Origin of the sequence: Microbacterium sp. JC 701 (assembly GCF_021026215.1) — a bacterium.
GTDB classification, from domain to species: domain Bacteria; phylum Actinomycetota; class Actinomycetes; order Actinomycetales; family Microbacteriaceae; genus Microbacterium; species Microbacterium algihabitans.
This window is the reverse complement of the sequence record NZ_JAJNCV010000001.1, coordinates 142161-166641: the sequence shown is the minus strand read 5'-3', so window position 1 is coordinate 166641 and position 24481 is coordinate 142161. Positions and strand designations below refer to the sequence as shown.

24 protein-coding genes are annotated in these 24481 nt (G+C 70.7%); 18 read left to right on the top strand and 6 right to left on the bottom strand.

Annotated elements, in window-relative coordinates; all coding sequences use genetic code 11:
* Positions 1-18: 18 nt before the first annotated feature.
* The 3 genes from LPW41_RS00830 (at position 19) to LPW41_RS00820 (ending at position 3016) form a co-directional block, all read left to right on the top strand.
* Positions 19-1374, top strand: a complete 1356-nt coding sequence (locus tag LPW41_RS00830) for a dihydrolipoamide acetyltransferase family protein (RefSeq protein WP_230703858.1) — start codon at positions 19-21, stop codon at positions 1372-1374.
* 69 nt (positions 1375-1443) lie between these two features.
* On the top strand, positions 1444-1788 hold the full coding sequence (locus tag LPW41_RS00825; protein WP_144783855.1) for a helix-turn-helix transcriptional regulator: 345 nt from the start codon (positions 1444-1446) through the stop codon (positions 1786-1788).
* Positions 1772-3016, top strand: coding sequence for a type II toxin-antitoxin system HipA family toxin (locus LPW41_RS00820; RefSeq protein WP_230703857.1), 1245 nt, complete (start codon positions 1772-1774; stop codon positions 3014-3016). The genes LPW41_RS00825 and LPW41_RS00820 overlap by 17 nt, the downstream gene beginning before the upstream one ends.
* 86 nt (positions 3017-3102) lie before the next feature.
* On the opposite strand, the gene LPW41_RS00815 is transcribed toward LPW41_RS00820, so the two are convergent.
* Both LPW41_RS00815 and LPW41_RS00810 read right to left on the bottom strand, forming a co-directional pair.
* The gene (locus tag LPW41_RS00815; RefSeq protein ID WP_230703856.1) at positions 3103-3279 is read right to left on the bottom strand and encodes a DUF1508 domain-containing protein; all 177 of its coding nucleotides are present in this window, start codon (positions 3277-3279) and stop codon (positions 3103-3105) included.
* Positions 3280-3347: 68 nt separating this feature from the next.
* Positions 3348-4787 (bottom strand): MFS transporter, encoded by a 1440-nt coding sequence (locus tag LPW41_RS00810; protein WP_230703855.1) that lies wholly within the window; start codon positions 4785-4787, stop codon positions 3348-3350.
* Positions 4788-4950: 163 nt separating this feature from the next.
* Here LPW41_RS00810 and LPW41_RS00805 point away from each other — a divergent pair, with 163 nt between their 5' ends.
* The 5 genes from LPW41_RS00805 to LPW41_RS00785 all read left to right on the top strand — a co-directional run bounded on the left by LPW41_RS00805 (position 4951) and on the right by LPW41_RS00785 (position 9644).
* The gene (locus LPW41_RS00805; protein ID WP_187358441.1) at positions 4951-5853 is read left to right on the top strand and encodes a MetQ/NlpA family ABC transporter substrate-binding protein; all 903 of its coding nucleotides are present in this window, start codon (positions 4951-4953) and stop codon (positions 5851-5853) included.
* A complete protein-coding gene (locus LPW41_RS00800) occupies positions 5850-6875 on the top strand; it encodes a methionine ABC transporter ATP-binding protein (protein WP_230703854.1) in 1026 nt (341 codons plus the stop codon). The genes LPW41_RS00805 and LPW41_RS00800 overlap by 4 nt, the downstream gene beginning before the upstream one ends.
* On the top strand, positions 6872-7531 hold the full coding sequence (locus LPW41_RS00795; protein WP_154097084.1) for a methionine ABC transporter permease: 660 nt from the start codon (positions 6872-6874) through the stop codon (positions 7529-7531). The genes LPW41_RS00800 and LPW41_RS00795 overlap by 4 nt, the downstream gene beginning before the upstream one ends.
* Before the next feature lie 65 nt (positions 7532-7596).
* The gene (locus LPW41_RS00790) at positions 7597-8007 is read left to right on the top strand and encodes a hypothetical protein (protein ID WP_144831248.1); all 411 of its coding nucleotides are present in this window, start codon (positions 7597-7599) and stop codon (positions 8005-8007) included.
* A 212-nt stretch (positions 8008-8219) separates the two neighbouring features.
* Positions 8220-9644 (top strand): DUF1524 domain-containing protein, encoded by a 1425-nt coding sequence (locus tag LPW41_RS00785; RefSeq protein ID WP_154097085.1) that lies wholly within the window; start codon positions 8220-8222, stop codon positions 9642-9644.
* Between the two features lie 144 nt (positions 9645-9788).
* Here LPW41_RS00785 and LPW41_RS00780 read toward each other — a convergent pair whose 3' ends face one another.
* Together LPW41_RS00780 and LPW41_RS00775 are read right to left on the bottom strand one after the other, a co-directional pair.
* Positions 9789-10409 carry a TetR/AcrR family transcriptional regulator gene (locus LPW41_RS00780; protein ID WP_230703853.1) on the bottom strand — a complete coding sequence of 207 codons (621 nt, stop codon included), beginning with the start codon at positions 10407-10409 and terminating at the stop codon, positions 9789-9791.
* Positions 10410-10419: 10 nt separating this feature from the next.
* A complete protein-coding gene (locus LPW41_RS00775) occupies positions 10420-11181 on the bottom strand; it encodes an acetoacetate decarboxylase (protein ID WP_144831253.1) in 762 nt (253 codons plus the stop codon).
* Between the two features lie 97 nt (positions 11182-11278).
* Between LPW41_RS00775 and LPW41_RS00770 the strand changes: the two genes are divergently transcribed.
* Positions 11279-12163, top strand: a complete 885-nt coding sequence (locus tag LPW41_RS00770; RefSeq protein ID WP_144831256.1) for a 3-hydroxyacyl-CoA dehydrogenase family protein — start codon at positions 11279-11281, stop codon at positions 12161-12163.
* A gap of 126 nt (positions 12164-12289) precedes the next feature.
* Here the strand turns inward: LPW41_RS00770 and LPW41_RS00765 are convergent, their stop codons facing one another.
* Positions 12290-13615, bottom strand: coding sequence for an aspartate aminotransferase family protein (locus LPW41_RS00765; protein ID WP_154097087.1), 1326 nt, complete (start codon positions 13613-13615; stop codon positions 12290-12292).
* A gap of 84 nt (positions 13616-13699) precedes the next feature.
* Here LPW41_RS00765 and LPW41_RS00760 point away from each other — a divergent pair, with 84 nt between their 5' ends.
* Positions 13700-15205 (top strand): PucR family transcriptional regulator, encoded by a 1506-nt coding sequence (locus LPW41_RS00760; RefSeq protein ID WP_144831262.1) that lies wholly within the window; start codon positions 13700-13702, stop codon positions 15203-15205.
* A gap of 315 nt (positions 15206-15520) precedes the next feature.
* On the opposite strand, the gene LPW41_RS00755 is transcribed toward LPW41_RS00760, so the two are convergent.
* Positions 15521-17035, bottom strand: coding sequence for a CoA-acylating methylmalonate-semialdehyde dehydrogenase (locus tag LPW41_RS00755; protein ID WP_230703852.1), 1515 nt, complete (start codon positions 17033-17035; stop codon positions 15521-15523).
* A 155-nt stretch (positions 17036-17190) separates the two neighbouring features.
* Between LPW41_RS00755 and LPW41_RS00750 the strand changes: the two genes are divergently transcribed.
* The 8 genes from LPW41_RS00750 (at position 17191) to LPW41_RS00715 (ending at position 24321) form a co-directional block, all read left to right on the top strand.
* Positions 17191-18192 (top strand): metal ABC transporter solute-binding protein, Zn/Mn family, encoded by a 1002-nt coding sequence (locus LPW41_RS00750; protein ID WP_154097089.1) that lies wholly within the window; start codon positions 17191-17193, stop codon positions 18190-18192.
* Complete coding sequence (locus LPW41_RS00745) at positions 18189-19004, top strand: metal ABC transporter ATP-binding protein (RefSeq protein WP_144831277.1); 816 nt, start codon at positions 18189-18191, stop codon at positions 19002-19004. The genes LPW41_RS00750 and LPW41_RS00745 overlap by 4 nt, the downstream gene beginning before the upstream one ends.
* Positions 19001-19861, top strand: coding sequence for a metal ABC transporter permease (locus tag LPW41_RS00740; RefSeq protein ID WP_144831280.1), 861 nt, complete (start codon positions 19001-19003; stop codon positions 19859-19861). The genes LPW41_RS00745 and LPW41_RS00740 overlap by 4 nt, the downstream gene beginning before the upstream one ends.
* A gap of 75 nt (positions 19862-19936) precedes the next feature.
* The gene (locus tag LPW41_RS00735; protein ID WP_144831283.1) at positions 19937-20350 is read left to right on the top strand and encodes a Fur family transcriptional regulator; all 414 of its coding nucleotides are present in this window, start codon (positions 19937-19939) and stop codon (positions 20348-20350) included.
* Positions 20337-21365 carry a permease gene (locus LPW41_RS00730; protein WP_144831286.1) on the top strand — a complete coding sequence of 343 codons (1029 nt, stop codon included), beginning with the start codon at positions 20337-20339 and terminating at the stop codon, positions 21363-21365. The genes LPW41_RS00735 and LPW41_RS00730 overlap by 14 nt, the downstream gene beginning before the upstream one ends.
* On the top strand, positions 21358-22215 hold the full coding sequence (locus LPW41_RS00725; protein WP_144831289.1) for a DUF1980 domain-containing protein: 858 nt from the start codon (positions 21358-21360) through the stop codon (positions 22213-22215). Before LPW41_RS00730 ends, LPW41_RS00725 begins: the two co-directional genes overlap by 8 nt.
* A complete protein-coding gene (locus LPW41_RS00720) occupies positions 22205-23638 on the top strand; it encodes a hypothetical protein (protein WP_144831292.1) in 1434 nt (477 codons plus the stop codon). The genes LPW41_RS00725 and LPW41_RS00720 overlap by 11 nt, the downstream gene beginning before the upstream one ends.
* Positions 23635-24321, top strand: coding sequence for a DNA-3-methyladenine glycosylase (locus LPW41_RS00715; protein WP_230703851.1), 687 nt, complete (start codon positions 23635-23637; stop codon positions 24319-24321). The genes LPW41_RS00720 and LPW41_RS00715 overlap by 4 nt, the downstream gene beginning before the upstream one ends.
* Positions 24322-24481 lie beyond the last annotated feature (160 nt).

The following is a 24481-nucleotide window of genomic DNA, read 5'->3' as shown; positions in this document are numbered from 1 at the left end:
CGAGCAAAGGACACCACCGTGACCGAGCAGACCTTCGTTCTCCCCGACGTCGGAGAAGGCCTCACCGAGGCCGAGATCGTGCAGTGGCGCGTGGCGCCCGGTGACTCCGTCGCCGTCAACGACGTGATCGTCGAGATCGAGACGGCAAAGTCGCTCGTCGAGCTGCCGTCGCCCTACTCGGGCACGGTCGGCGAGCTCCTGGCATCCGAGGGTTCCACCGTCGAGGTCGGCGCCCCGATCATCACGATCGGATCGACGGATGCCGGCACCCCGGCCCCCGCAGAACCGGTGAGCGTCCCCGAGCCCAGCGACCCCGGCGGGGCCGTGCTCGTCGGCTACGGCACGGGTGGAGCGGTGTCGTCTCGGCGTCGAACCCTTCGACAGGCTCAGGGACCGTCCGCCGAGCGCCCGGTCAAGGCATCCGTCGGTGTCGTCGCCAAACCCCCGATCCGCAAGCTCGCCCGCGACCTCGGCGTCGACTTGTCGGCCGTCACGCCCAGCGGACCCGCCGGTGAGGTGACCCGCGACGACGTCGTGAAGCACGCCGAGCAGGCCAGCGTTTTCCGCAACATCGAGACGCCCGAGTGGGGCGCCGTGCGCGAGGAGACGATCGCGGTGGCCGCTCCCGCAGCGCCCGCCCCCGCGGCATCCGCCCCCGCCCCGGCCGCCGATGCCCGCGAGGAGTCGATCCCCGTCCGCGGCGTGCGCAAGGCGACCGCCAACGCGATGACTTCGAGCGCGTACTCGGCGCCGCACGTGTCGGTGTGGGTCGACGTCGACGCCTCGCGCACGATGGAGCTCGTCAAGCGCCTGAAGGCCTCGCCCGACTTCGCCGACGTGAAGATCTCGCCGCTGCTGATCATGGCGCGCGCCGTGATCTGGGCTCTGCGCCGCACGCCGATGATCAACGCCGCGTGGGTCGACACCGAAGACGGCGCGCAGATCTCGGTGCGCCACTACGTCAACCTCGGCATCGCCGCCGCGACCCCCCGCGGCCTGCTCGTGCCGAACATCAAGGACGCGCAGTCGATGAACACGCGCGAGCTCGCCAAGGCGCTCGAGAACCTCACGCTCACCGCGCGCGAGGGCAAGACAAGCCCCGCCGACCAGACCGGCGGCACGTTCACGATCACGAACATCGGTGTGTTCGGAGTGGATGCCGGCACCCCGATCATCAACCCGGGTGAGGCCGGCATCATCGCGCTCGGCGCGATCCGTCAGAAGCCGTGGGTCGTCGACGGCGAGGTGCGTCCCCGCTGGGTGACCACGGTGTCGGGCTCGTTCGATCACCGCGTGGTCGACGGCGACGGGATCTCGCGGTTCATCGCCGACGTGGCATCCGTGCTCGAGGAGCCGGCGCTGCTGCTGGACTGACAGACCCGCTCCACGCGGTAAAGGGCAATACTTTACCCGCAAGGATGCTCCTCGGGTAGAGTATTACCCATGGGGCGTCAACAAATCGGCATGACGCGTGTCGCGGAAGACGCGGTCGCCGTGCTCGGGCAACAGATCCGTCTCGCTCGTCTGGCGCGGGGGATGACAGCGGAACACCTGGCGGGGTCCGCCGGGGTCTCGCGCAAGACACTGACCGCGATCGAGAACGGCAGTGCCGCAGCAAGCATCGGCAACGTCTTCAAGGTCGCGTCGATCGTCGGAGTCCCCCTCTTCGGCGTCGATGATCCGAGCGAGCTCCTGGCGCTTCGGCGCCGCGGAGAGGAACGGCTCGCACTGCTGCCGCGCCGCGTGACCCCGCCGCGAGAAGGCGATGACGATGGTCTCGACTTCTGACGTCTTCGTCTGGGTATGGCTGCCGGGAGAGACCGATCCGGTGCCGGCCGGACGGCTCCGAGAGCGGAAGTCGGGGCAGTTCTGGTTCGACTACGGCCGCCGCTACCTCGAACGTGACCGGGCCGTCTCGCTTGCGCCCACCCTTCCTCTGTCGTCGGAGAGTTTCGCCCCCACCGGGTCGATGGGATTGCCGGGGGCGCTGAGGGACGCCTCGCCGGACGCCTGGGGGAGACGCGTCGTCCAGTACCAGGTCACGGGTGAGCGGGGAGATCAGGTCGACACCGGCGATCTGGACGAGCGCACGTATCTGCTGCACTCGGCGTCAAACCGCTTCGGTGCCATCGACTTCCAGGCGTCGTCGAGCGCGTACGTCCCACGGGAGGCGGCATCGGCGTCTCTCTCCGAGCTCCTCGACGCGGCCGACATCGTGGAGGGCGGTGGTGAGCTGCCGTTCGAGCTCGAGCGCGCTCTGCTGAGTGGAACGGCGATGGGAGGCGCACGTCCCAAGACCGTGATCGAGGAGGGCGGACGGCAGTACATCGCGAAGTTCACGGCATCCAATGACCACTTCCCCGTCGTCGGTGCCGAAGCAACGAGCATGTTCCTCGCGAAGAAGGCCGGACTGGACGTCGCATCGACCCGTGTCGTGCGCGCGCTCGGGCGGACGGTCCTCCTCGTCGGGCGCTTCGATCGCACCGCCGTCGGCGGTCGGATCCTCGCGTCGAGCGCACTGACTCTGACCGGGCTGGACGAACTCCAGGCTCGTAGTGGCACCTACGTCGACTTCCTCGACGCCCTCCGTCGCTGGGGGGCTCCGGCGGGCACCGCTGAAGAGCTCTTCGCGCGAGTCGCTTTCAACATGGCCATCTCCAACTCAGACGACCATCTGCGAAATCATGCGGCTCTCTGGGACGGGGTGAGCGCGCGCCTCAGCCCCGCGTACGACCTCTCGCCGATGAGTCGCAGCGGCGAGACCGCGTCGCAGGCGATCGCCTACGACCGCACGGGATCGAAGCGGAACAGCTTCACAGACCTCCTCGCCGCGCGTCACCTCTACGACCTCACCGCGTCCGACGCCGAGGCGATCGTCGCTCGGATCGACGACGCCATCCGGACTAACTGGGAGGAGGCGGCGGATCATGGACTGCTGACGGAGGGCGAGCGGCATCTGCTCTGGGGGAGGCAGTTCCTCAACCCGGGAACTCTGTACGGCTTTCGCGACTACTGATCGGCGCGTACGACAGAGGGATCGAGGCAGCGCTCAACCACGCCGATCAGGCGCGCTTGCGCGGTTGCTCGCGCGAGGTGTGGGCCTCAGGTCAGATCGACGATCGCCGAATCCGCATTCTTCTTCACCGACTCAATGCCGTTGGCCGCCGCCGCTTTGGTCGTATAGGCCTCGGAACTCGCGATGATCTCGCCGTTCGTTGCTTTCAGGCGAAACCGGAATTGGCCGTTCGGGGATTTGTAGAGCTCGAATTTGCCCGCCATGTCAGCTCCTTTGCTAGACGGGAACATCATCATCCCGCGTGCATTCCCCCGCAAGAGGGGTGGAGGGCTCAGGGCAGCGAGGGGTGCTTTTCGACCGGCGTCGACCGCGTGGGGATCAGCAACGCCAGCACCAGCGCGATCGCCGCAGCCCCGATGCCCATGAGGAACGACACCTGGAATGCCTGCGAGGTCGGGACGCGCGTGTCACCCGAACCGGTCGTCAGCGTCGCGAGCACGACGCCGACGATCGCGGCGGCGGTGCTCGTGCCCAGCGAACGGGCGAGGGCGTTGAGGCCGTTCGAGGCGCCGGTCTCGCTCGGCGGAACGGCGCGCATGATGAGCATGGGCATGGCGGCGTAGCCGAAGCCGATGCCGAAACCGATGAGGATGTTCGCCACGACGAAGTGCCAGACCTCGGTCGAGAAGATCAGGCTGAAGCCGTAGGCGAGGATCAGCGAGATCGAGCCGGCGATCAGCAGCACGCGCGGGCCGATCGTGCGGGCGAGAGTGCCCGAGATCGGCGAGAGCACCATCATCACCAGGCCCGACGGCATGACCACGAGGCTCGCGGCCAACAGCGACAGGCCGAGGCCGACGCCGGTGGCGACGGGCAGCTCGAGCATCTGCGGGTACGCGACGTTCGAGGTGAAGAGGGCGAAGCCCATCGCGACGGATGCCAGGTTGGTGAGCAGCACCGGGCGGCGCGCGGCGACGCGGAGGTCGAGCAGCGGATTGTCGACGCGCAGCTCGTACCAGCCCCACACGAGCAGGACGAGGATGCCGCCGATGGCGAGGCCGAGCGTCAGCGGCGACGTCCAGCCCCAGGAGTTGCCGCGCGAGACGGCGAGGAGCACGCCGATCAGACCGATCGCGAGGCCGACGGCACCGAGGTAGTCGAAGCGCCCGGCGGTGCGAAGCACGCTGACGGGGACGATCCAGAGGATCAAGACGAAGACGATCGCGCCGAGGGCTCCGGCGATCCAGAACAGCCAGTGCCAGTCGGTGTTCTCGGCCACGAGCGCGCTGATCGGCAGCCCCAGGGCGCCGCCGACGCCGAGCGTCGCACTCATGAGGGCGATCGCGCTGTCGACGCGGTTCTCGTGCAGCACGTCGCGCATGATCGAGATGCCCAGCGGCACCACGCCGACCACGGCGCCCTGCAGCGCGCGACCGATGATCATGCCGATGATCCCGGTCGACAGAGCCGCCACGACTGAGCCGAGCATCATCACGACCAGCAGCACGAGCACGATGCGGCGCTTGCCGTACATGTCGCCGAGGCGGCCCGCGATGGGGGTGATGACGGCCGCGGCCAGCAGCGTCGAGGTCACGACCCAGGCGGTGTCGTCACGTGAGGCGTTCAGCAGCTGCGGCAGCTGCGACTGGATCGGCACCACGAGGGTGAACATGAACGACGAACACAGGCCGGCGAGGGCCAGGATCGCGACGACCAGACCCTGGGGGCTGTTCCGGGACAATCTCTTACGCGCGTTTTCATCCCGTGACATCGCTGTCCAGGCTACGCCTTCGCTGTGAGCCCGCGGTTCGGTAAGGCGTGCGATCATCGCCGATGCGCCGGCATCCGCCCAATCGATTACCCCGCGTGACAGCCCGTTACCGGCCGTAACGCGTCGAATTCGGATCCCGGATGCCGCGTGCTGACGTGGTCTCATGACTTCACGCCGCACCGCACGCCTGGCCACGATCCTCAGTGCTTCCGCCGCCGCCCTCATGCTGACCCTGACCGGTTGCGCCGGGGGAGCGGCATCCGGAGACGACTCCTCCCGCATCGTGCTCGGAGCCGACGACGGCACCGAGGCGCACTGGACCGTGCTGAAGCAGAAGCTGGCCGACGAGGGCATCGACCTCGAGGTGCGCACCATCAACGACGGCGTGCAGCTCAACCAGGGCGTGCAAGACGGCGAGCTCGACGTGAACCTCTTCCAGCACCTCATCTACCTGTCGCAGTTCAACGTCGAGAACAACGGCTCGCTCGTGCCGGTCGGCGCGACCGCGGTGTACCCGCTCGCGCTGTACTCGGAGCAGTACCGCGACGTGAAAGACCTGCCCGAGGGCGCGACCGTGGCGATCCCCAACAACGCCACCAATCTCGCGCGCGGCCTGCTCAACCTGCAGACGGCGGGGCTGCTCACCCTCAAGGACGGCGGCAATGCCCTCTCGACCCCGGCCGACATCGAGTCGACGAAGGTGAAGCTGCTGCCCGTCGACACGAATCAGACGGTGACCGCGCTCAAGGACGGCAGCGCCCAGGCCGCGATCGTCAACAACACGCAGGCGCAGAAGGGCGGGCTCGGCGACGAGCTCATCATCTTCAAGGAAGACCTCGACAACCCGCAGCTCGCCCCGTACATCAACGCCTTCGTCACGCGCGGCGACAAGAAGGACGACCCCCGCTGGGCGAAGCTCGTCGAGGCGTATCACTCGCCCGAGGTCGAGGCCGCGGTCACCGAGCTCAACCAGGGCAACCTGCAGTTCAAGACCGAGTGGACCGGCGCGCAGCTGACCGAGGAGCTCACCAGCCTCGAGGATGCCGTCAAGGCGCAGAACGGATGACCGCGGTCATCGAGCTGCGGGGGGTCACCAAAAGCTTCCGCACCGATCGCCGCACCTCCACCACCGCCGTCGACGACGTGTCGCTGACGGTGGAGGAGGGGTCGATCGTCGGGATCATCGGGTACTCCGGGGCGGGCAAATCGACGCTCGTGCGGCTGCTCAACGGGCTCGAGCAGCCGACGTCGGGCACCGTCGAGGTGCTTGGCGTGGATGTGGGGGATGCCAGCGAGTCGACGCTGCGCGACCTGCGGCGCCGCGTGGGCATGATCTTCCAGCAGTTCAACCTCTTCACCTCGCGCACGGTCGCGGCCAACGTTGCGTACCCGCTGAAGGTGGCGGGGTGGAAGAAGGTCGACCGCGACAAGCGCGTGGCCGAGCTGCTCGACTTCGTGGGGATCGGCGACAAGGCCAAGCAGTACCCGCGGCGCCTGTCGGGCGGGCAGAAGCAGCGCGTGGGCATCGCGCGGGCGATCGCGACCGACCCGCGCATCCTGCTCGCCGACGAGGCGACCAGTGCCCTCGACCCGCAGACCACGGCCGAGGTGCTCGACCTGCTGCGCGAGATCAACCGGCGCCTGGGCATCACGATCGTCGTCATCACGCACCAGATCTCGATCGTGCACGAACTGTGCGATCAGGTCGTCGTGATGGACGGCGGCCGCGTCGTCGACAGCGGCGACAGCTACCGCGTGTTCGCGCACCCGCGCGCCGAGCTCACGAAGCGATTCGTGGCGGCCGTCACCCAGGGCGTCCCCTCGGGCGAGGCGCTGACGGCGCTCGCCGCGGGCGGCGGCGACCTGGTGAGCGTCGAGATCAACGAGTTCTCCAGCGAAGACGTTTCCGCCGTGTTCCACCGCCACGGCGTGCGCCACTCGGTCGTCTACGGCGGGGTGACCGACGTGCTGGGCCGGCAGCTCGGCACTCTCACCTACCGCGTGCACACCGACGACCTCCCGGCCGTCGTGTCGGAGCTGCGTGCGCACACCGACGTCACCGTGCCTGTTCGGGAGGTGACCGCGTGAACAAGTGGGACACCCTCACCCCGGTGCTGGTGCAGTCGATCGGCGAGACCGTCTACATGGTCGCCGTCTCGCTGGCCATCTCCGGCGTCGCGGGCCTCGCGATCGGGGCGCTGCTGTACGCCACGCGGCCGGGCAACCTCTTCGCCAACCGCGCCGTGTTCTTCGTCGCGAACCTGGTGATCAACCTCATCCGGCCGATCCCGTTCATCATCTTCCTCACCGCGGTCGCCCCGGTCACCCGTGCCGTGACGGGATCGACCCTGGGGACGGATGCCGCGATCGTGCCCATCACGATCATGGCCACGGTCGTGATCGCCCGCGTCGTCGAACAGAACCTCGTGGCCGTCGACCCGGGAACCGTCGAAGCGGCACGGGCCGTGGGCGCGCGCCGCATCGGCGTGCTGTTCGGCGTCGTCATCCCCGAGGCGCTCGCCCCGCTGATCCTCGGCTACACGTTCATGTTCATCGCTGTCGTCGACATGTCGGCGATGGCCGGATACATCGGCGGCGGCGGGCTCGGCAACTTCGCGATCATCTACGGCTACCAGCAGTTCAACCAGCAGGCGACGTGGGTGACGGTCGCCATCATCGTCGTCATCGTGCAGGTCGGCCAGCTGATCGGCAACGCTCTGGCGCACCGCATCCTGCGCCGCTGACGGCGGCGCGAGCGGGGGTGGCACGGGCGGGCCGCGCGCCCCCGCAGCCCGCCTACCCTCGGAGGATGAGCCTCCCCCGCACCTTCGCCCGCTGGCTGCTCGGTGCCGCACTCGTCTTCACCGGCACCGCGCACCTGACGTTCGCCCGCGACGACTTCGTCGCTCAGGTGCCGTCGTGGCTTCCGCTTCCAGTCGACGTCACGGTCGTGGCATCCGGCGTCGTCGAGATCGCGCTGGGACTCGCCCTCCTCTTCCTCGGCCGCTGGCGCGTCGCCGTCGGCTGGATCGTCGCGGCCTTCTTCGTCGCGATCTTCCCCGGCAACATCGAGCAGTTCGTGCGGGGCACCGACGCCTTCGGCCTCGACACCGACCTCGCGCGCGGCATCCGCCTGCTCTTCCAGCCCCTGCTGGTCGTCTGGGCGCTCTGGTCGACCGGAGCGTGGAAGGCATGGCGCACGCGACGTCGAGCCCGCTGAGTCGCGTCCCACCTCCCGCGCGCGCCCGGTATCGATTTCGTCTCGACATTTCCCGCCCACGCATGCTGCATTCGTAATCCGTCCAGGTGCATTCGGCGCGTGCCGAGCGACCTGCATTCCCCTGAATAGACTCGCGAGGTTGTCTTAACGGGGGAAGGGGAATCCATGCGATTCCGAAACGCAATGATCCACGCGAACGCGGCGGTGCCCGCATGACCGACGCGACCCCGGGCTGGTACCCCGACACCGAGACCCCCGGTCGCCTGCGCTGGTGGGACGGCCGCCAGTGGACGAACGATTTCACGCCGCTGCCGCCCGCTCCCACCGTGACCACGACGCCCCCGCCGGCGACCCGACGCGAAGCGCGCGGCTGGATCTCGCGCGTCCCCACGTGGGGCTGGATCGTCGCCGGTGTCGTGCTGATCGTGGCCCTCTGGCTGCTCGCCCCCTTCGTCGCGATGGTCGCCCTCGTCGTGCTCATCACCGGCATCGTCGCGCTCGCGCGCAACACCCCGACCTGGCTGCGCTTCCGTTCGCGCTCGAGCGCCGCGATCTGGACCGTCGCCGCCGTCGTCGCCTTCGCCGTCGCGGGCGGCATCACCACGGCCACCTCGCCCAAGGCCGCGACCCCGGTCGCCCAGGCGGAGCCCGTCGCCGCGGCATCGCAGGAGCCGTCGCCGTCGGCCACGCCCACGGCATCCGCCACCCCGTTCGCCGACGACCAGGCCGCACTCGCCGCGTTCGCGGGGCAGGCGGGAACCGTCGCCGACGCCTCGGCCACCACCGACAAGGCCGCGCTCGCGGTGCTCGATACGCTCGCCGTGAAGGGCCGCGCGCCCAAGACCGGCTACGACCGCGACCAGTTCGGCCAGCGGTGGCTCGACGTCGACCGCAACGGATGCGACACCCGCAACGACATCCTCGGCCGCGACCTGACCGACGCCGTGCGCTCCGGCGCCTGCCGCGTGACCGGCGGCACCCTCGCCGACCCGTACACGGGCACGAGCATCGCGTTCGTGCGGGGTCAGGGAACCTCCGAGCTCGTGCAGATCGATCACGTCGTGGCGCTGTCGGACGCCTGGCAGAAGGGGGCGCAGCAGCTCACCGCCGACCAGCGCGCGAGCTTCGCGAACGACCCGCTCAACCTGCTCGCGGTCGACGGATCCGCCAACGCGCAGAAGGGCGACGGCGATGCCGCGACCTGGCTCCCGGCCCAGAAGTCGTACCGCTGCACGTACGTCGCGGCGCAGATCGCGGTGAAGGCGACCTACGGCCTGTGGGTGACCGAGGCCGAGCGCGACGCCATGAAGCGCGTGCTCGAGAGCTGCCCCGACCAGGTCGTGCCCACCTCGGCCTTCGCAGCGCCCGCACCCGTTGCGGCGCCCGAGCCCGCCCCGGTCGTCGAGCCGGTCGCCGTCGAGCCCGCGCCGGCCCCCGCTCCTGCGCAGCCCGCTCCCGCCGAGCCCGCACCCGCTCCGGCGCCGGTCGAGCAGGCGCCGGCTCCGGCTCCGGTCGAGAACGTGTACTACGAGAACTGCACGGCCGTGCGCGCGGCAGGCGCCGACCCGATCTACGAGGGTCAGCCCGGCTACAGCCGCAAGCTCGACCGCGACGGCGACGGAGTCGCCTGCGAGTGACGCACCCGCCGCTCGCCCGTTGAGCGTCCAGAACACGCCGCTCCCTCCGCAAGGACGCGGCGTGTTCTGGACACTCGACAAGAGGGCGGGCGGATGCCGACACCTCGGCCCCGCGCGCAGAGACGGGCCGCGCGAGCCCGGCCCTCAGCCCGCGCGCGTCAGCCCGAGGATGCAGCCCTCGACCGCGGCGACGCGCACCCGCTGGGTGTCGGCGTGCAGCACGCTCTGGCTCACCGCCCCGACGTGGGCGGCGACGACCGCGCGTGTGAAGAGCGCGGGGTCGATCACGGGGTGCAGGCCGATCCGCGCGAGGCACTCGACCAGCAGCGGCTGCAGCGTGTCGTGGAAGTGGTCGGTGTGCGCGGTGAGCAGCATCCGGACTTCCTCGTCGTGACGTGCCCGCGTGATGAGCACCGAGCGAATCGCGTACCACTTCTCCTCGGGCGGGAGCCCCTCGACGACGCCGCGCACGATGTCGTCGAGGGTCGGCTCGTCGCTGCTGCGGGCGTCGCCGAGCATGTCGCTGAGCAGCTCGAAGACCAGCTCGGCCTGCTGCTCGTAGACCGCGAAGAACACCTCGTCGACCGAGCGGAAGTTCGAGTAGAACGCCCCGCGGGTGTATCCCGCGCGCCGCGTGATGGCCTCGACGCTCACCGACGTGCTGCCGGTCTCGTCGAAGATCGCCTCGGCGGCCGCGATCAGCGCCCTGCGGGTGCTGCTGCGGCGTCGCACGGGCTTCGGCGCCTCAGCGGGGGTGGTCGTCACGGGCTCCACGTTACGCAGCAGCGGCGCGGTTCACCTCGTCGAGGTAGTCGAAGACCGGGCGGACGGGGGCGAGCGTCAGGTCGGTGACGATGTGCGAGGCGCTGACGATCTCGCGCACGGGGAGGTCGGCCATCGGTGCGAGCGCGTGCTCGAACAGCTGCAGGCGGGCGGGTCCGGTCCACGCCTCCTTCACGACGATGTCGGTGATCTCGGTGCGCACGAGGTGGGCCGCGCGCATGCCCTGGGTGAAGACGTCGGGCACGAGCTTGACCATGAAGGTCGGCACGGTGATCTGCGCCTTCGCCTCGTCGAGGTCGAGCGGCTCCCACTTGTAGCCCATGGTGGCCGTAGCCACGCGCTCGCTGCCGCGATCGAGGGTGCCGACGAGGGCGCCCTGGTCGACGCGCAGGTCGGGGGTGCCGGTCACCTTCGGGTAGGCGCTGAGCTCACGCCCCGACACGGTGGCGGCGAAGTTGTCGAGGTACATCGCGTGCAGGTACTCGCCGCGCTCTCCGTCGAGGGTGACGGGGATCGCCTGACCCGACTCGACGTACGGGCCGTAGCCGTCGACCTCGCCCATCTTCATGACCTCGAAGCGCACGAGCGGCTCGTCGATCTCGAGGGGCTCCGGAACCACGGCGCGCAACGCGTCGGCATCCGTTCGATAGACGACGTTGAAGTACTCGCGGTCGATGAAGCGCGTGACCCGCAGCGGGTAGACGGGGGCGGTCAGCGGCGTGGTGCCGCGGCGGAGCATCTCGAGGGGGTTCATCGGTCATCACCTGTTCAGTACGAAGTGTATTGAGTACAGTGTGTATCGAGAGGTTCGCATCCGCAAGGCGACCCTCTGCTCCACGAGAGGAAACGACATGAGCGTCCAGCTGCCCCAGAACATTGACACCCGACCCGTCACCGTGATCGGGGGTGGCACGCTCGGTCGTCGCATCGCGCTGATGTTCGCCAGCGGAGGGGCCGACGTGCGCATCTTCGATCTCGCGGATGCCGTGCGCTCCGCCGCCGTCGCCTACGTCGAAGAGACGCTGCCCTCGGTGGTGGCCGCCCGCAAGGGGGCCGTCGCCGGCACCGTGCAGGGCGCCGATGAGTTGGCATCCGCCGTCTCCGACGCCTGGCTCGTCGTCGAGGCCGTACCCGAGCGCATCGAGCTGAAGACGTCGGTGTTCGGCGACCTCGACCGCCTCGCGCCGGCGGATGCCATCCTCGCCAGCAACTCGTCGTCGTTCGCGTCACGCCTGATGATCGACCGGGTCTCGACGCCCGAGCGCGTGCTCAACATGCACTTCTACATGCCGCCGCAGCAGAACGCGGTCGACCTCATGAGCGACGGCCAGACCGCGCCGGAGGCCATCGCCTTCCTGCAGGAGCAGCTCCCGCACTTCGGGGTCTTCCCGTTCGTCGCCCGCCAGGAGTCGACCGGCTTCATCTTCAACCGCATCTGGGCGGCCATCAAGCGCGAGGCCCTCGCTGTCGTCGCCGACGGCGTCTCGACCCCCGAAGACGTCGACGCGATGTGGCGGGTCAACTCCGGCGCCCCGGCGGGCCCGTTCCAGATGATGGACCAGGTCGGCCTCGACGTCGTGCTCGACATCGAGCAGCACTACGCCGACGAGAACCCGCACCTGCCCGAGGGTCCGCGCGAGCTGTTGAAGGGCTACGTGGATGCCGGGAACCTCGGCGTGAAGTCGGGTCGCGGTTTCTACGACTACAGCGAGGAGCCCGCCGCGGTCGCCGCCTGATCCGCGCCCCACTTTCCCCCTCGAGTGCCAAGACACCCGGACGATTTTCGAATCCGTCCGGGTGTTTTGGACACTCAGTGTGGGTGCGCGGGCCCGGCGCGACGTGCCGGGTGCCCGAGCGGGGCGTCAGCCGCGCGCGGCCTCGGCCTGCAGCACCTCGACCAGCACGTCGAGGCCGCGGTGGGCGTCGGCATCGCCGATCACGGCGGGCGGCACGACGTGCACGCGGTTGTCGGCGGTGAAGCCGAGCACGCCCTTCTCGAGCATCGCGGCCTTGATCGCCCCGATGCGCGCGGCGGGCAGCGGCTCGCGCGTGGCCTGGTCGGCGACGAGCTCGACGGCCCAGAACACGCCGCGGCCGCGCACTTCGCCCACCAGCGGTGAGTCTTCGGCGAGCTGCCGCAGGCGCGGGCCGATGACCTCCTCGCCGATGCGGCGGGCGTTCTCGATCACGCCCTCGTCGGCCATCGCCTGCTGGGCGGCGACGATGGAGGCCGCAGCCAGCGGGTGACCCGAGTACGTCAAGCCACCGGGGAACACGCGGTCGTCGAACGTCGAGGCCACGGCATCCGAGATCGCCACTCCCCCCACGGGGACGTACCCCGAGTTCACGCCCTTCGCGAAGGTGATCAGGTCGGGCCGCACGTCGAACGCGTCGAACGCGAACCACTCACCCGTGCGGGCGAAGCCGGCCATCACCTCGTCGAGGATGAGCAGGATGCCGTAGCGGTCGGCGATCGCGCGGACGCCCTCGAGGTATCCGGGCGGCGGCACGAGCACACCGGCGGTGCCGGGGATCGTCTCGAACAGGAACGCCGCGATCGTGTCGGGACCCTCGGCCTGCACGGTGCGCTCGAGGTGGCGCAGAGCGCGCTCGCACTCCTGCTCGGGGGTCTCAGCCCAGAACTCCGACCGGTAGAGGTAGGGGCCGAACACGTGCACGTGGCCGCGCGAGTACTCGTTCGGAATGCGGCGCCAGTCGCCGGTCGCCACGATCGCCGACCCGGTGTTGCCGTGGTACGAGCGGTAGTGCGACACGACCTTGTCGCGGCCCGTGGTCAGGCGGGCCATGCGGATGGCGTTCTCGTTGGCATCCGCCCCGCCATTGGTGAAGAAGACCTTCGAGAACCCCTCGGGGGTCCGCTCGAGGATCAGTTCGGCCGCGTGCGCGCGCGTCTCGTTGGCGTGCGCGGGGGCGACGGTGGTCAGCTGTGCCGCCTGCTCCTGGATCGCGGCGACGACCCGCGGATGCTGGTGGCCGATGTTGACGTTGACGAGCTGGCTCGAGAAGTCGAGGTACCGGCGGCCGTCGGCGTCCCACACCTCGACGCCCGAGCCGCCCGCGAGGGGGAGCGGGGCGAGGGTGCGCTGGGCCGACCACGAGTGGAAGACGCTCGTGCGGTCGCGCTCGCTGATCTCGGCGTTGCGGGTCGTGGTGAGAGGAGTCGACATGCCACCAGTGTGGGCGCGCCGCGCCGCGCCGGGGAGCGACGATCTGTCGGTAATCTCGACGGACGATCGACAGTTTGGCCCGCCATGCCCGCGACCCTCCGCACCCTTCTCGACGACCAGTCGTTCCCCCTGCGCGTGCTGACGCGGCCCGACGACGAGGCACTCGACCGCCCCCTGTCGTGGGTGCACAGCTCCGACCTGCTCGACCCCACGCCGTACCTCGAGGCGGGCAATCTGCTGCTGACCAACGGGGCGCAGTTCTCTGCGGATCCGGATGCCGATGAGGCACTGGCCTACTGCCGCCGCTTGCGCGCGCTCGGGGTCGCGGGCCTGGGCTTCGCGACCGACATCATCCACGACCGCGTGCCCGAGGCCGTGGTGCGCGCGGGGGAGGCCGCCGACCTGCCGATCGTCGAGATCGCGGATCGCGCGCCGTTCATCCGGATCATCCGCTTCGTCGCCGACATCATCGCCGCAGAAGGCGCCGCGCGCCTGTCGTGGCTGCTCGACGCCCAGCGCGCGGTGGCGCGTGCCGCGGTGCGCGACGACGGCCTGCGCGAGATCCTCGCGACCCTCTCGCGCCTGCTCGACGCGTGGGTCGAGCTGTACGACGCCGTCGGGGGCCGCCTGTCGTCGCCGGGCCTGCGTGCGGCGCCGGCCGAGGTCGAGGCGGAGGTCGGCCGCGACGTGCGGCGCCTGCTCGAGCGACGCACCGCGGCGAGCCTCGTCGTGCCGTCGGCCGGTCACGCGCTCGTGCAGACGATCGGGCAGAGCGGACGGCTGCGCGGCGTGCTCGCGGTGGGCGGGCCCGAGCCGCTCGACCCCGCGGGTCGGGATCTCGTCGCCTCCGTCGTGGCTCTCGCCAGCATCGCGCTGGAGCAGCAGCGCGGACTGCAGTCGGCCCTGCGCGGCGTGCGCGCGGGCGTCATCGACCTGCTGGTCGACGGACACGGCGACACGGCGCGGCGGGTGGCCGAGTCGGCGTTCGGTGGTCTGCCCGTGGAGCCGTACCTCGTCGGGGTCGTGCGCGGGGCCGGGGCGCTGCCCGGACTGCTCGACGAACTCGACCTCGTCTCCAGCGATCCGACGCGCATGTTCTCGGCCGAGCGTGGCGACGATGTCATCGTGCTCGCGGCCGACAGAGCGGCATCCGCGCTCGCCGCCCTCGCCGAGCGGCGGGGACTGTGCGTCGGCACCGCCCGTCACGAGGCGGGCGACGACCTCGCCGAGGATCTGCGGCGGGCGTCGCACGCTGCGCGCGATGCCGAGACCGGCGCGGTGCGCGCGTATGACGAGCTCGCGGGACGCGGGCTGGTGGGGGCGCTGCGCGACCGCGGCGGCGAGGTGCTCGCGCGCTCCCTCCTCCGCCCGCTCGAGGCCCTCCCGGCGGTCGAGCGGGAGCGGCTGCTCGCCTCGGCGCGGGTCTGGCTCGACGCGAACGGCGCCTGGGATCCCGCGGCGCGGAGTCTCGGCATCCACCGCCACACCCTGAGGGCGCGCATGGCGCAGCTGGAGCAGGTGCTCGAGATCGACCTGTCGAGCTTCGCCGCGCGGGCCGAGCTGTGGGCGGCGCTGGAGCTCGGCGGCTGACGAGTCCGTCGCGCGATCCGCTCGCCGCGGCGCCGTCCTGCGGATGGTGGGCCCGACGCGCCGGTGCCGGGTGGCCGTGGGGCGGTGTGTCGGGGTTCGGGTCCGCACGACGGCGGGGTGGTGCCGCGGCGCCGTCCTGCGGATGGTGGGCCCGACGCGCCGGTGTCGGGTGGTCGTGGGGCGGTGTGTCGGGGTTCGAGTCCGCACGACGGCGGGCGACGACACGGGCAACCGGGGCGACGGCGGAAGAACGACGGATGCCGCGACCACGAGGCTGCAAAAAGCCCCGGAGCCGCGGCATCCGGTGCCGACGACTCAGCTGTTCTGGGGGAAGCCGAGGTTGATGCCGCCGTGGGTGGCGGGGTCGAGCCAGCGGCTCGTGACGGCCTTCTCGCGGGTGAAGAAGTCGAAGCCGTGCACGCCGTAGGCCTTGGCGTCGCCGAACAGGCTCTTCTTCCACCCGCCGAACGAGTGGTAGGCGACGGGCACGGGGATCGGCACGTTGATGCCGATCATGCCGACCTGCACCTCGTGCTGGAAGCGGCGGGCGGCTCCGCCGTCGTTGGTGAAGATCGCCGTTCCGTTGCCGAACTCGCCGCTGTTGATGAGGGCGAGGCCTTCTTCGTAGGTCTTCACGCGCACGACCGAGAGCACGGGGCCGAAGATCTCCTCGGTGTAGGCGCGCGAGCTGGTCGGCACCTCGTCGAGCAGGGTGGGTCCGAAGAAGAAGCCCTCCTCGTGCCCGTCGACCGAGAAGCCGCGGCCGTCGACGACGATCCTCGCGCCGTCGGCCTCGGCGATGTCGACGTACGACGACACCTTGTCGCGGTGCGCGCCCGAGATGAGCGGGCCCATGTCGGGCTCGTTGGCATCCGCGCCGTTTCCGATGCGGAGCTTCGCGATGCGCTCGGTGACCTTGGCGATCAGCTCGTCGGCGACGGGGTCGACGGCCAGCACGACCGAGACGGCCATGCAGCGCTCGCCCGCGGCGCCGAAGCCGGCGTTGACGGCGGAGTCGGCCACGAGGTCGAGGTCGGCGTCGGGGAGCACCAGCATGTGGTTCTTCGCGCCGCCCAGGGCCTGCACGCGCTTGCCGTTCTTCGACGCGGTCTCGTAGATGTACTGCGCGATGGGGGTCGAGCCGACGAACGAGATCGACTGCACCTCGGGCGCCTCGAGCAGACCGTCGACGGCGACCTTGTCGCCCTGCAGCACCGTGAAGGCGCCGGCGGGAAGACCGGCCTCCTTCCACAGGCGCGCGAGCCAGAGCGAGGCGGAGGGGTCCTTCTCGCTCGGCTTGAGCACGACGGCGTTGCCGGCGGCCAGGGCGATGGGGAAGAACCACATCGGCACCATGGCGGGGAAGTTGAAGGGGCTGATGATGCCGACGACGCCGAGCGGCTGCTTGAGCGAGTACACGTCGACGCCGCTGGAGGCGTTCTCGCTGTAGGCGCCCTTGATGAGGTGCGGGAAGCCGGTCGCGAGCTCGACGACCTCCTGCCCGCGGGCGATCTCGCCCATCGCGTCGGAGAGCACCTTGCCGTGCTCGGCGGTGAGGATCGCGGCCAGTTCGCCCTTGCGCGCGTTGAGCAGCTCGCGGAACGCGAACAGCACGCTCTGGCGCTTGGCGATGGAGTAGCCGCTCCACTCGGCGAAGCCGCGGGAGGCCGAGGCGATCGCGGCCTGGATGTCGGCCTCGTCGGCCAGGGCGACGTGCGCCTGCACCGCGCCGGTGGCGGGGTTGTACACGGGGGCGGTGCGTCCGCCCGTCGGGGCGCTTTCGGCGCCGTCGATCCAGTGCGCAATGACGGGGAGGTCGTGGTCGGTCATGCCCCCAGTAAAGGGCCGTCGCCCGCGCGGCGCCGCTGCCAATCCGTCGCGCGGCTCCCAGGGTGAGGGACAGAACGGCAGCGATGAGCCTGGGAGCAGCCGATGAACGCCCTGCTGAGTTTGAGAACGATTATCAGCAGCGTTAGTCTGAACGCATGACCCATCGCATCCTCGCCCCCGTCGTCCTCGGTGCCGTCTCCGTCCTCGCGCTCGCCGGATGCGCGGGCACGTCGACCTCGACAGGCGCGACCGGGAACGCCGACGGCAAGGTGACGGTCGTGGCATCCACCGACGTCTACGGCTCGATCGCCGAGGCTGTCGGCGGCGACTTCGTCGACGTGCAGTCGATCATCACCTCGCCTTCGCAGGACCCGCACGAGTACGAGGCGAGCGCGCAAGACCAGCTCACCCTCAAGAACGCCGGCCTCGTCATCGAGAACGGCGCCGGCTACGACGCCTTCATGGAGTCGCTCATCGAGGCCAGCGGCACCACCGCCCCGGTGATCACCGCCGTGGAGTTCAACCACGACTACCCCGGTGCGGAGTCGCACGACGACGCGGCCACGCCCGCGGCCGGCGAGAGTACCGACGACCACGACCACGCCGAGGGCGACGGACACGACCACATCGAGGGCTTCAACGAGCACGTCTGGTACGACCCGCACACGGTCGAAGACCTCGCCGGCGACATCGCCGAGCACCTGGGCGAACTGGCCCCCGACCACGTCGCCGACTTCAACGCCAATGCCGCCGCGTTCACGCAGCAGGTCGCGGGACTCGAGGACTCGCTCGCGAAGATCGAGGCGACGGACGCCGGTGCGAAGGTGTTCGTGACCGAGCCGGTGCCCGTGTACCTGACCACCGCCGCGGGGCTCGACAACGCGACGCCGAACGAGTTCAGCGAGGCCGTCGAGGAGGGCCAGGACGTGCCGCCCGCGACGCTTCTGGAGTCGCTGAAGCTGATCGACTCGGGCGACATCCGCGTCATGATCGTCAACCCGCAGACCGGTGGCGCCGAGGTGACGCAGGTCGAAGACGAGGCCAAGGCGAAGAACATCCCGGTGATCGAATTCACCGAAACGCTCCCCGAGGGACAGACTTACATCTCGTGGATGCAGAGCAACATCACGGCGCTGACCGACGCGCTGGCGGCGTGAGCGCGGCGGTACCGCTGCGCATCCGCGGCGCCGCGCTCGAACGCGGCGGTCGCGAACTGTGGTCGGGGCTCGATCTCGAGGTGCAGCCCGGCGAGCTCGTCGCCGTGCTCGGGCCCAGCGGCTCGGGCAAGACGACGCTGCTGCGCGCGATCCTCGGACTCGAGCGGGTCAGCGCCGGCTCCGTCGAGGCCCTCGGCGCCCCGGTGCGCCGGGCGGGAAACCGCCGCATCGGCTACATCCCCCAGCAGCGTCCGCTTCCGCGCGAGACCCCGCTGCGCGGGCGCGACATCATCGGCCTCGGCGTCGACGGGCACCGACTCGGTCTGCCGCTGTCGCGCAAGAAAGACCGCGCCCGCATCGACGAGCTGCTCGAGGCGGTCGGGGCGACGGCGTTCGGCGACCGACCGGTGGGGCTGCTCTCGGGCGGCGAGCAGCAGCGCCTGCGCGTGGGCCAGGCCCTCGCCGACGACCCCGCTCTGCTGCTGTGCGACGAGCCGCTGACGAGCCTCGACCTCGCCAACCAGCAGGCTGTCGTGCGCCTGATCGACCGCCATCGCCGCGAGCGCAACGCCGCCGTGCTGCTGGTCACCCACGACATCAACCCCGTGCTGTCGCGCGTCGACCGCATCCTCTACATCGCGAACGGCCGCTTCACCCTCGGCACCCCCGACGAGGTGCTCACGACCGAGACCCTGTCGGCGCTGTACGGCGCCCCCGTCTTCGTCGTGCGCGCGGGCGACCAGCTGATCGTCGTCGGTGCTCCGGATGCCGAGGACCACCACCACCATCACCACGGCGAGGACGACGAATGAACTGGTCCGACGTCGGCGACGCGCTGTTCGGCGGGGTGAGCCAGTACGGCGCGATCCTCGACCTGGTGCAGAACTCCGTGTACGCCGGAGCGGTGCTCGGGCTCGTCGGCGGTCTGATCGGCGTCTTCGTGATGCAGCGCGACATGGCCTTCGCCGTCCACGGCATCAGCGAGCTGTCGTTCGCGGGTGCCGCGGTCGCCCTTCTCATCGGCGCCGACGTCGTGTCGGGCTCGATCGTGGGCTCGCTCATCGCCGCCGCCCTCATCGGGGTGCTCGGCGCCCGTGCGCGCGACCGCAACTCGATCATCGGCGTGCTCATGCCGTTCGGCCTGGGCGTCGGCATCCTGTGCCTGTCGCTCTACAACGGGCGCAGCGCCACGCGTTTCAGCCTGCTGACCGGGCAGATCGTGTCGGTGCAGAGCGGGCAGCTGGGCTGGCTCGTCGTGATCGGCGTCGTGGTGCTCGTCGCCCTGCTGCTCATCTGGCGCCCGCTGCGCTTCGACTCCCTCGACCCGCAGTCGGCGGCCGCGCGCGGAGTGCCCACCACGGCGGTCTCGCTGGCGTTCATGCTGCTGCTCGGCCTGATCGTCGCCGTGGCCGTGCACATCATCGGCGCGCTGCTGGTGATGGCGCTGCTGGTCACCCCGGCCGCGGCCGCGATGCGCGTGGCATCCGGACCCCTCTCGGTCCCCGTGCTGGCCGCGCTCTTCGGTTTCGTCTCGGCGGTGGGCGGTGTGCTGCTCGCGGTGGCCGGAACGCTGCCCGTGAGCCCGTACATCACGACCATCTCGTTCGCGATCTACCTGGTGTGCCGCCTCATCGGCGCCCGGCGCGATCGCACCACGCGGGCTCTGTGAATCCTGCAGAGGCGGGCCGGGCACGGCGCGGTAACCCCCAGCGCATTCACCGAACCCGTCGATAGACTCCCGGCCATGGTCCAGCGCAACACGTGGCAGCGCGAGCGCGTGCGCGAAGCCCTCTCCGGAGCGGGAGGCTTCGTCAGCGCGCAGTCGCTGCACGCCACCCTGCGCGACGAGAACACCGGCATCGGCCTCGCGACCGTGTATCGCACGCTCGCCGGTCTCGCCGCCCGCGGCGACGCCGACTCGCTGCAGAGCCCCGAGGGCGAGAACCTCTTCCGCGCGTGCGAGAGCCGCGGTCACCACCACCACCTCATCTGCCGCTCGTGCGGCAAGGCCGTCGAGATCGCCGCGACCGACGTCGAGGAGTGGGCCCAGCGCACCGCCGCCCAGAACGGGTTCATCGAAGCCGAGCACGTGGTCGACATCTTCGGCCTGTGCACCGACTGCGCCCTCGCACGGGCTCGCGAGCGTGGCGACGAGTAGTCGCACCACGGCCCCCGCGCCGCAGCGGTCGGGGTCCTCCCGCACCCTCGTCGCGCTCGGCCTGGGTGTGCTCGTGGTCACCGCGCTGTTCCTCGTCGACGCCTTCGCGCCGACCTTCTTCGCCCAGCCGCTGCCCACGCGCGCGCAGGACGGACTCACGCTCGCCCTGAGCGTGCTGATCGAATCGCTGCCGTTCGTGGTGCTCGGTGTCGTGCTGTCGATCCTCGTGCAGGTGTGGGTGCCGCCGGGGGCGATCGAGCGGTGGATGCCGCGCGCGCCGTGGGCGCGCCGAGCCGTGCTGTCGCTGCTGGGCATGTTCATCCCGGTCTGCGAGTGCGGCAACGTCCCCTTCGCGCGCGGGCTCATGATGCGCGGGTTCGGGGTGAGCGACACCCTGACGTTCCTGGTCGCAGCGCCCATCGTGAACCCGATCGTCATCATCTCCACGCACGCGGCGTTCGGCTTCAGCGACGGCATCCTCGTGGCGCGCCTGATCGGCGGCTTCCTGGTCGCGAACCTGCTCGGGTGGCTGTACAGCCGGCATCCCGATCCCGACAAGCTGCTCACCGAACGCTTCCTCGAGACGTGCGAGATCGTCGTGCAGGAGCGCGGCGACCGGGGTCGGCGCACCCTCGCCCAGCTGGTGGTCGAGCTGCGCTCGGTCATGCCGGCGCTGATCATCGGATCGCTCCTGGCCGGCGCGGTGCAGGTGCTCGTGCCGCGCAGCGCCCTGCTGGCGATCGGCTCCGACCCGGCCCTGTCGATCGCGGCGATGATGGTGCTCGCGATCGTGGTGTCGCTGTGCTCCAACGTCGATGCGTTCTTCGCCCTGTCGTTCGCGTCGACCTTCACGCCCGGCTCGATCGTCGCCTTCCTCGTGGTCGGCCCGATCATCGACCTCAAGATGATGGCGCTGCTGCGCACGACCTTCACCACCCGCGTGCTCGCGGGCATGACGGTCGTCGTGGTGTTGTTCGCCTTCGCGCTCGGAACGGTGGTGAACCTGATTGTCTAAGGCATCCGCACTCGCCACGCGCTGGCTCGGGGTGGGGCTCACCGCGTGCCTGTCGATCACGACGATCACGCTATGGCTCACCGGCCGCATGTCGCTGTACATCAACCCCGACTCGGCCTGGTTCGCGGTCGGCATGTCGGTGGTGGCGCTGATCGGCGCGATCGCGTCGTTCGCCCTGCCGCTCGGCGCCGAAGCCGATCACGGCCATGACCACGAGCACGGCCACGCGCCGGCCTCGGCATCGGCCCGGCGCGAGGCGTTCGCGCACGCCGATCACGAGCACGCGGACGCCATGGACGACCACGACCGCGTGGCGCACGAGCATCTGGCGGCGAGGCCGCGACTGACCCCCGGCGGCATCGCCGCCTTCACCGGGGGAGTGCTGGCCTCGGGCGCCGTGATCGCGGTGCTGCTGACGCCGGCGGCCTCGCTGTCGACCGAGCTCGCCGTCTCGCGCGACGTGGGGGCCCCGCCGCTGTTCGCCGGGTCCGACGTCATCACGCTCGCCGCCTCGGGCGACACCTCGACCTTCGGCATCGGCGACTGGTCGGCGGTGTTCGCGCACGCCACCAACCCCGAGACCTTCGACGGCAAACCCGTCACCCTCACGGGCTTCATCACGCCGGCCGCCGACGGCTCGACCTTCGACCTGACCCGCCTCGTGATCACGCACTGCGTGATCGATGCGCAGACCGCCCGCCTGCCCATCGCCGCCACCGTCGACGCCCCCTCGACGGGGCAGTGGGTGACGGTCACGGGTACGGTGCGCTCCAGCGGCGACGGCAAGCTCGAGGTGCACGCCGATCAGGTGGCCTCGATCGACGAGCCGGCGGACCCGTATGAGTACTGACAGCCGCCGCGCCGCGGGTGCCGGTTCGTCGCGGCGTGCCCGTTCGCGCAAGCGCCGCGGCCGCGGCTTCGCGATGGCCTTCGCCGTGGTGCTCGTCGGCCTCGTCGTGATCGGCGGTCTCGGCGGTGTCGTGGCGGTCGCCCAGGGCCCGCGCGTGACCGACGTGCAGGTCGACCCCGCGGCCGCGGTGGCGGCATCGGGGTCGCGCGTGATCCTCACCACGACGCAGTCGCTCGAGACGGTCGACCCCTCGCAGGTCGTGGTCGAGCCCGCCGCTCCCTTCACCGTCGACACCGCCGGCCGCAGCGTGGGCGTGCGCTTCACCCTGCCGCTGCGCGACGACACCGACTACCGCATCACCGTCAACGGCGTGAAGGGCCTCGGCGCGGGACCCTCGTCGACCCTCACCGAGAGCTTCCGCACGCCGCCGCTGCAGGCCTTCCTCATGCAGCGCGGCACGCCCGAGGGCGACACGATCTTCCGCACCGACCTGAAGGGCGAGGCCGGGCTCCCCGTCTTCGTGCACCCGCACATCGAGGACTTCCGCGCCACCGCCAATCACCTGGTCATCTCGGTGCGCGACGGCGAGACCGCCCGCGTCATCGTGACCGACCTCGACGGCAAGAACCAGCGCGACATCGCCCTGCCGGGACCGGGATTCGTCTCGAACCTGCAGTCGGCCGACCGCGGAGAGCGGATCGGATTCACGTTCTCGGATGCCGACCTCAGTGCCGCCGGAGGACGCGAGAGCCGTCTGTTCACGGCGTCGGCCGCCGACGATGCTCCGCCCACCGAGGTGGGGCTGAACGGCGGCGACGTGCGCATCGCCGACTACCGCTTCGTGCCCGACACCGACAGCATGCTCGTGCTCACCTTCGACTCGCGTCTGCTGCTCACCGACGCCCAGGGCGGCAATGCGGCTCCGCTCGGCAGCGCCGTGTCGATCGACGGCATCGCCCGCGGGTCGTCGGTGGCGGTAGTGGAACGTCTCGAGGGCATCCGCGAGATCAACCTCACCGACGGGTCCGAGCAGGGGCTCGTCGAGCCCGTCGATCCGCCGGGGCTCGCGGGTCGCGCGACGCCGGTGCCGGGGACCGACGCGGGCACCATCCGCTCGTTCGCCGACATCAGCTCCGACGGGGTCTCGCGCTCGACGATCGTGGCCCACGTGGCCACCGACGGCACCGTCGACCCGCTGGTCGAGGTGCCCGGCGCCGACACCGTGCTGCAGACGTGCGTCTCGCCCAGCGGTCGCTACGCCGCCGTGCTCGTGGCACCGCGCGCGGTCGACAACCCCTACGACCGGTATCAGCTGCCGCTTCCCGAGCGCCTGCTCACGCACCTCGTCGAAATCGACACGGGGCAGGAGGTCGTCGCCCTGCAGGGCTTCGACCTGTCGTGGTGCCAGGTGCCGCCGCAGTGACCCCGGCCGCGACCCGACCCGCGTCGCGCGACGAGCTGTCGGCCCTGCCCGTCGAGGTCGCCCCGCTGCTGCTCGGCGCGCTGCTCGAGACGGTGGTCGCGGGCGAGCGGGTGGTCGTGCGTCTGACCGAGGTCGAGGCCTACCACGGGCTCGGCACCGGCGACCGGCCCGACCCGGGCTCGCACGCCCGCATGGGCCCGACGGCGCGCAACGCCACGATGTGGGGCGAGCCCGGCCACCTCTACGTGTACCTGAGCCACGGCATCCACTCGTGCGTCAATGTCGTGTGCGGACCCGAGGGGGTCGCCGGCGGTGTGCTCCTGCGCGGCGCCGAGGTGACCGAGGGCGAGGCGGTGGCCGAGCGTCGACGACTCGAACGCCGCGGTGCGGTGCGCAGCGCGCGCGACCTCGCCCGCGGACCCGGCCGGCTCGGCGACGCGGTGGGCCTGCGGCATCCGGTGCACGACGGGATCGACGCGGTGACCGGTGCGGAGCACGCGGGAGCGCGATCGCGCCTGCTGCTTCCGGTCGAGCCGATCGCCCGCGTGGCGACGGGCCCGCGGGTCGGTGTGGCGGGCATCGCGGGGACGGCGGCGTTCCCGTGGCGCTTCTGGATCGAGGGGGATGCCACGGTCTCGGCGTTCCGCTGGGGCCGGGGCGCCGCGGAGGCGGGTGGGGGGTGAGGGGGCTGAGGGTGTCGAAGCCCCCGGTCCCTTCGACAGGCTCAGGGACCTCGCGTTCGCTCAGGGACCTCGCGTTCGCTCAGGGACCTCGCGTTCGCTCAGCGACCTCGCGTTCGCTCAGCGACCTCGGCGGGTGGGGTGAGGTGGCTGAGCTTGTCGA

Excerpts from the sequence above, each read along its gene's own strand:
- LPW41_RS00815 (WP_230703856.1), bottom strand. The coding sequence starts at position 3,279 with ATGGCGGGCAAATTCGAGCTCTACAAATCCCCGAACGGCCAATTCCGG.
- LPW41_RS00720 (WP_144831292.1), top strand. The coding sequence starts at position 22,205 with ATGAGTACTGACAGCCGCCGCGCCGCGGGTGCCGGTTCGTCGCGGCGT.
- LPW41_RS00740 (WP_144831280.1), top strand. The coding sequence starts at position 19,001 with ATGAACTGGTCCGACGTCGGCGACGCGCTGTTCGGCGGGGTGAGCCAG.
- LPW41_RS00775 (WP_144831253.1), bottom strand. The coding sequence starts at position 11,181 with ATGAACCCCCTCGAGATGCTCCGCCGCGGCACCACGCCGCTGACCGCC.
- LPW41_RS00735 (WP_144831283.1), top strand. The coding sequence starts at position 19,937 with ATGGTCCAGCGCAACACGTGGCAGCGCGAGCGCGTGCGCGAAGCCCTC.
- LPW41_RS00800 (WP_230703854.1), top strand. The coding sequence starts at position 5,850 with ATGACCGCGGTCATCGAGCTGCGGGGGGTCACCAAAAGCTTCCGCACC.
- LPW41_RS00820 (WP_230703857.1), top strand. The coding sequence starts at position 1,772 with ATGGTCTCGACTTCTGACGTCTTCGTCTGGGTATGGCTGCCGGGAGAG.
- LPW41_RS00785 (WP_154097085.1), top strand. The coding sequence starts at position 8,220 with ATGACCGACGCGACCCCGGGCTGGTACCCCGACACCGAGACCCCCGGT.
- LPW41_RS00810 (WP_230703855.1), bottom strand. The coding sequence starts at position 4,787 with ATGTCACGGGATGAAAACGCGCGTAAGAGATTGTCCCGGAACAGCCCC.
- LPW41_RS00755 (WP_230703852.1), bottom strand. The coding sequence starts at position 17,035 with ATGACCGACCACGACCTCCCCGTCATTGCGCACTGGATCGACGGCGCC.
- LPW41_RS00760 (WP_144831262.1), top strand. The coding sequence starts at position 13,700 with ATGCCCGCGACCCTCCGCACCCTTCTCGACGACCAGTCGTTCCCCCTG.
- LPW41_RS00750 (WP_154097089.1), top strand. The coding sequence starts at position 17,191 with ATGACCCATCGCATCCTCGCCCCCGTCGTCCTCGGTGCCGTCTCCGTC.
- LPW41_RS00790 (WP_144831248.1), top strand. The coding sequence starts at position 7,597 with ATGAGCCTCCCCCGCACCTTCGCCCGCTGGCTGCTCGGTGCCGCACTC.
- LPW41_RS00765 (WP_154097087.1), bottom strand. The coding sequence starts at position 13,615 with ATGTCGACTCCTCTCACCACGACCCGCAACGCCGAGATCAGCGAGCGC.
- LPW41_RS00825 (WP_144783855.1), top strand. The coding sequence starts at position 1,444 with ATGGGGCGTCAACAAATCGGCATGACGCGTGTCGCGGAAGACGCGGTC.
- LPW41_RS00805 (WP_187358441.1), top strand. The coding sequence starts at position 4,951 with ATGACTTCACGCCGCACCGCACGCCTGGCCACGATCCTCAGTGCTTCC.
- LPW41_RS00770 (WP_144831256.1), top strand. The coding sequence starts at position 11,279 with ATGAGCGTCCAGCTGCCCCAGAACATTGACACCCGACCCGTCACCGTG.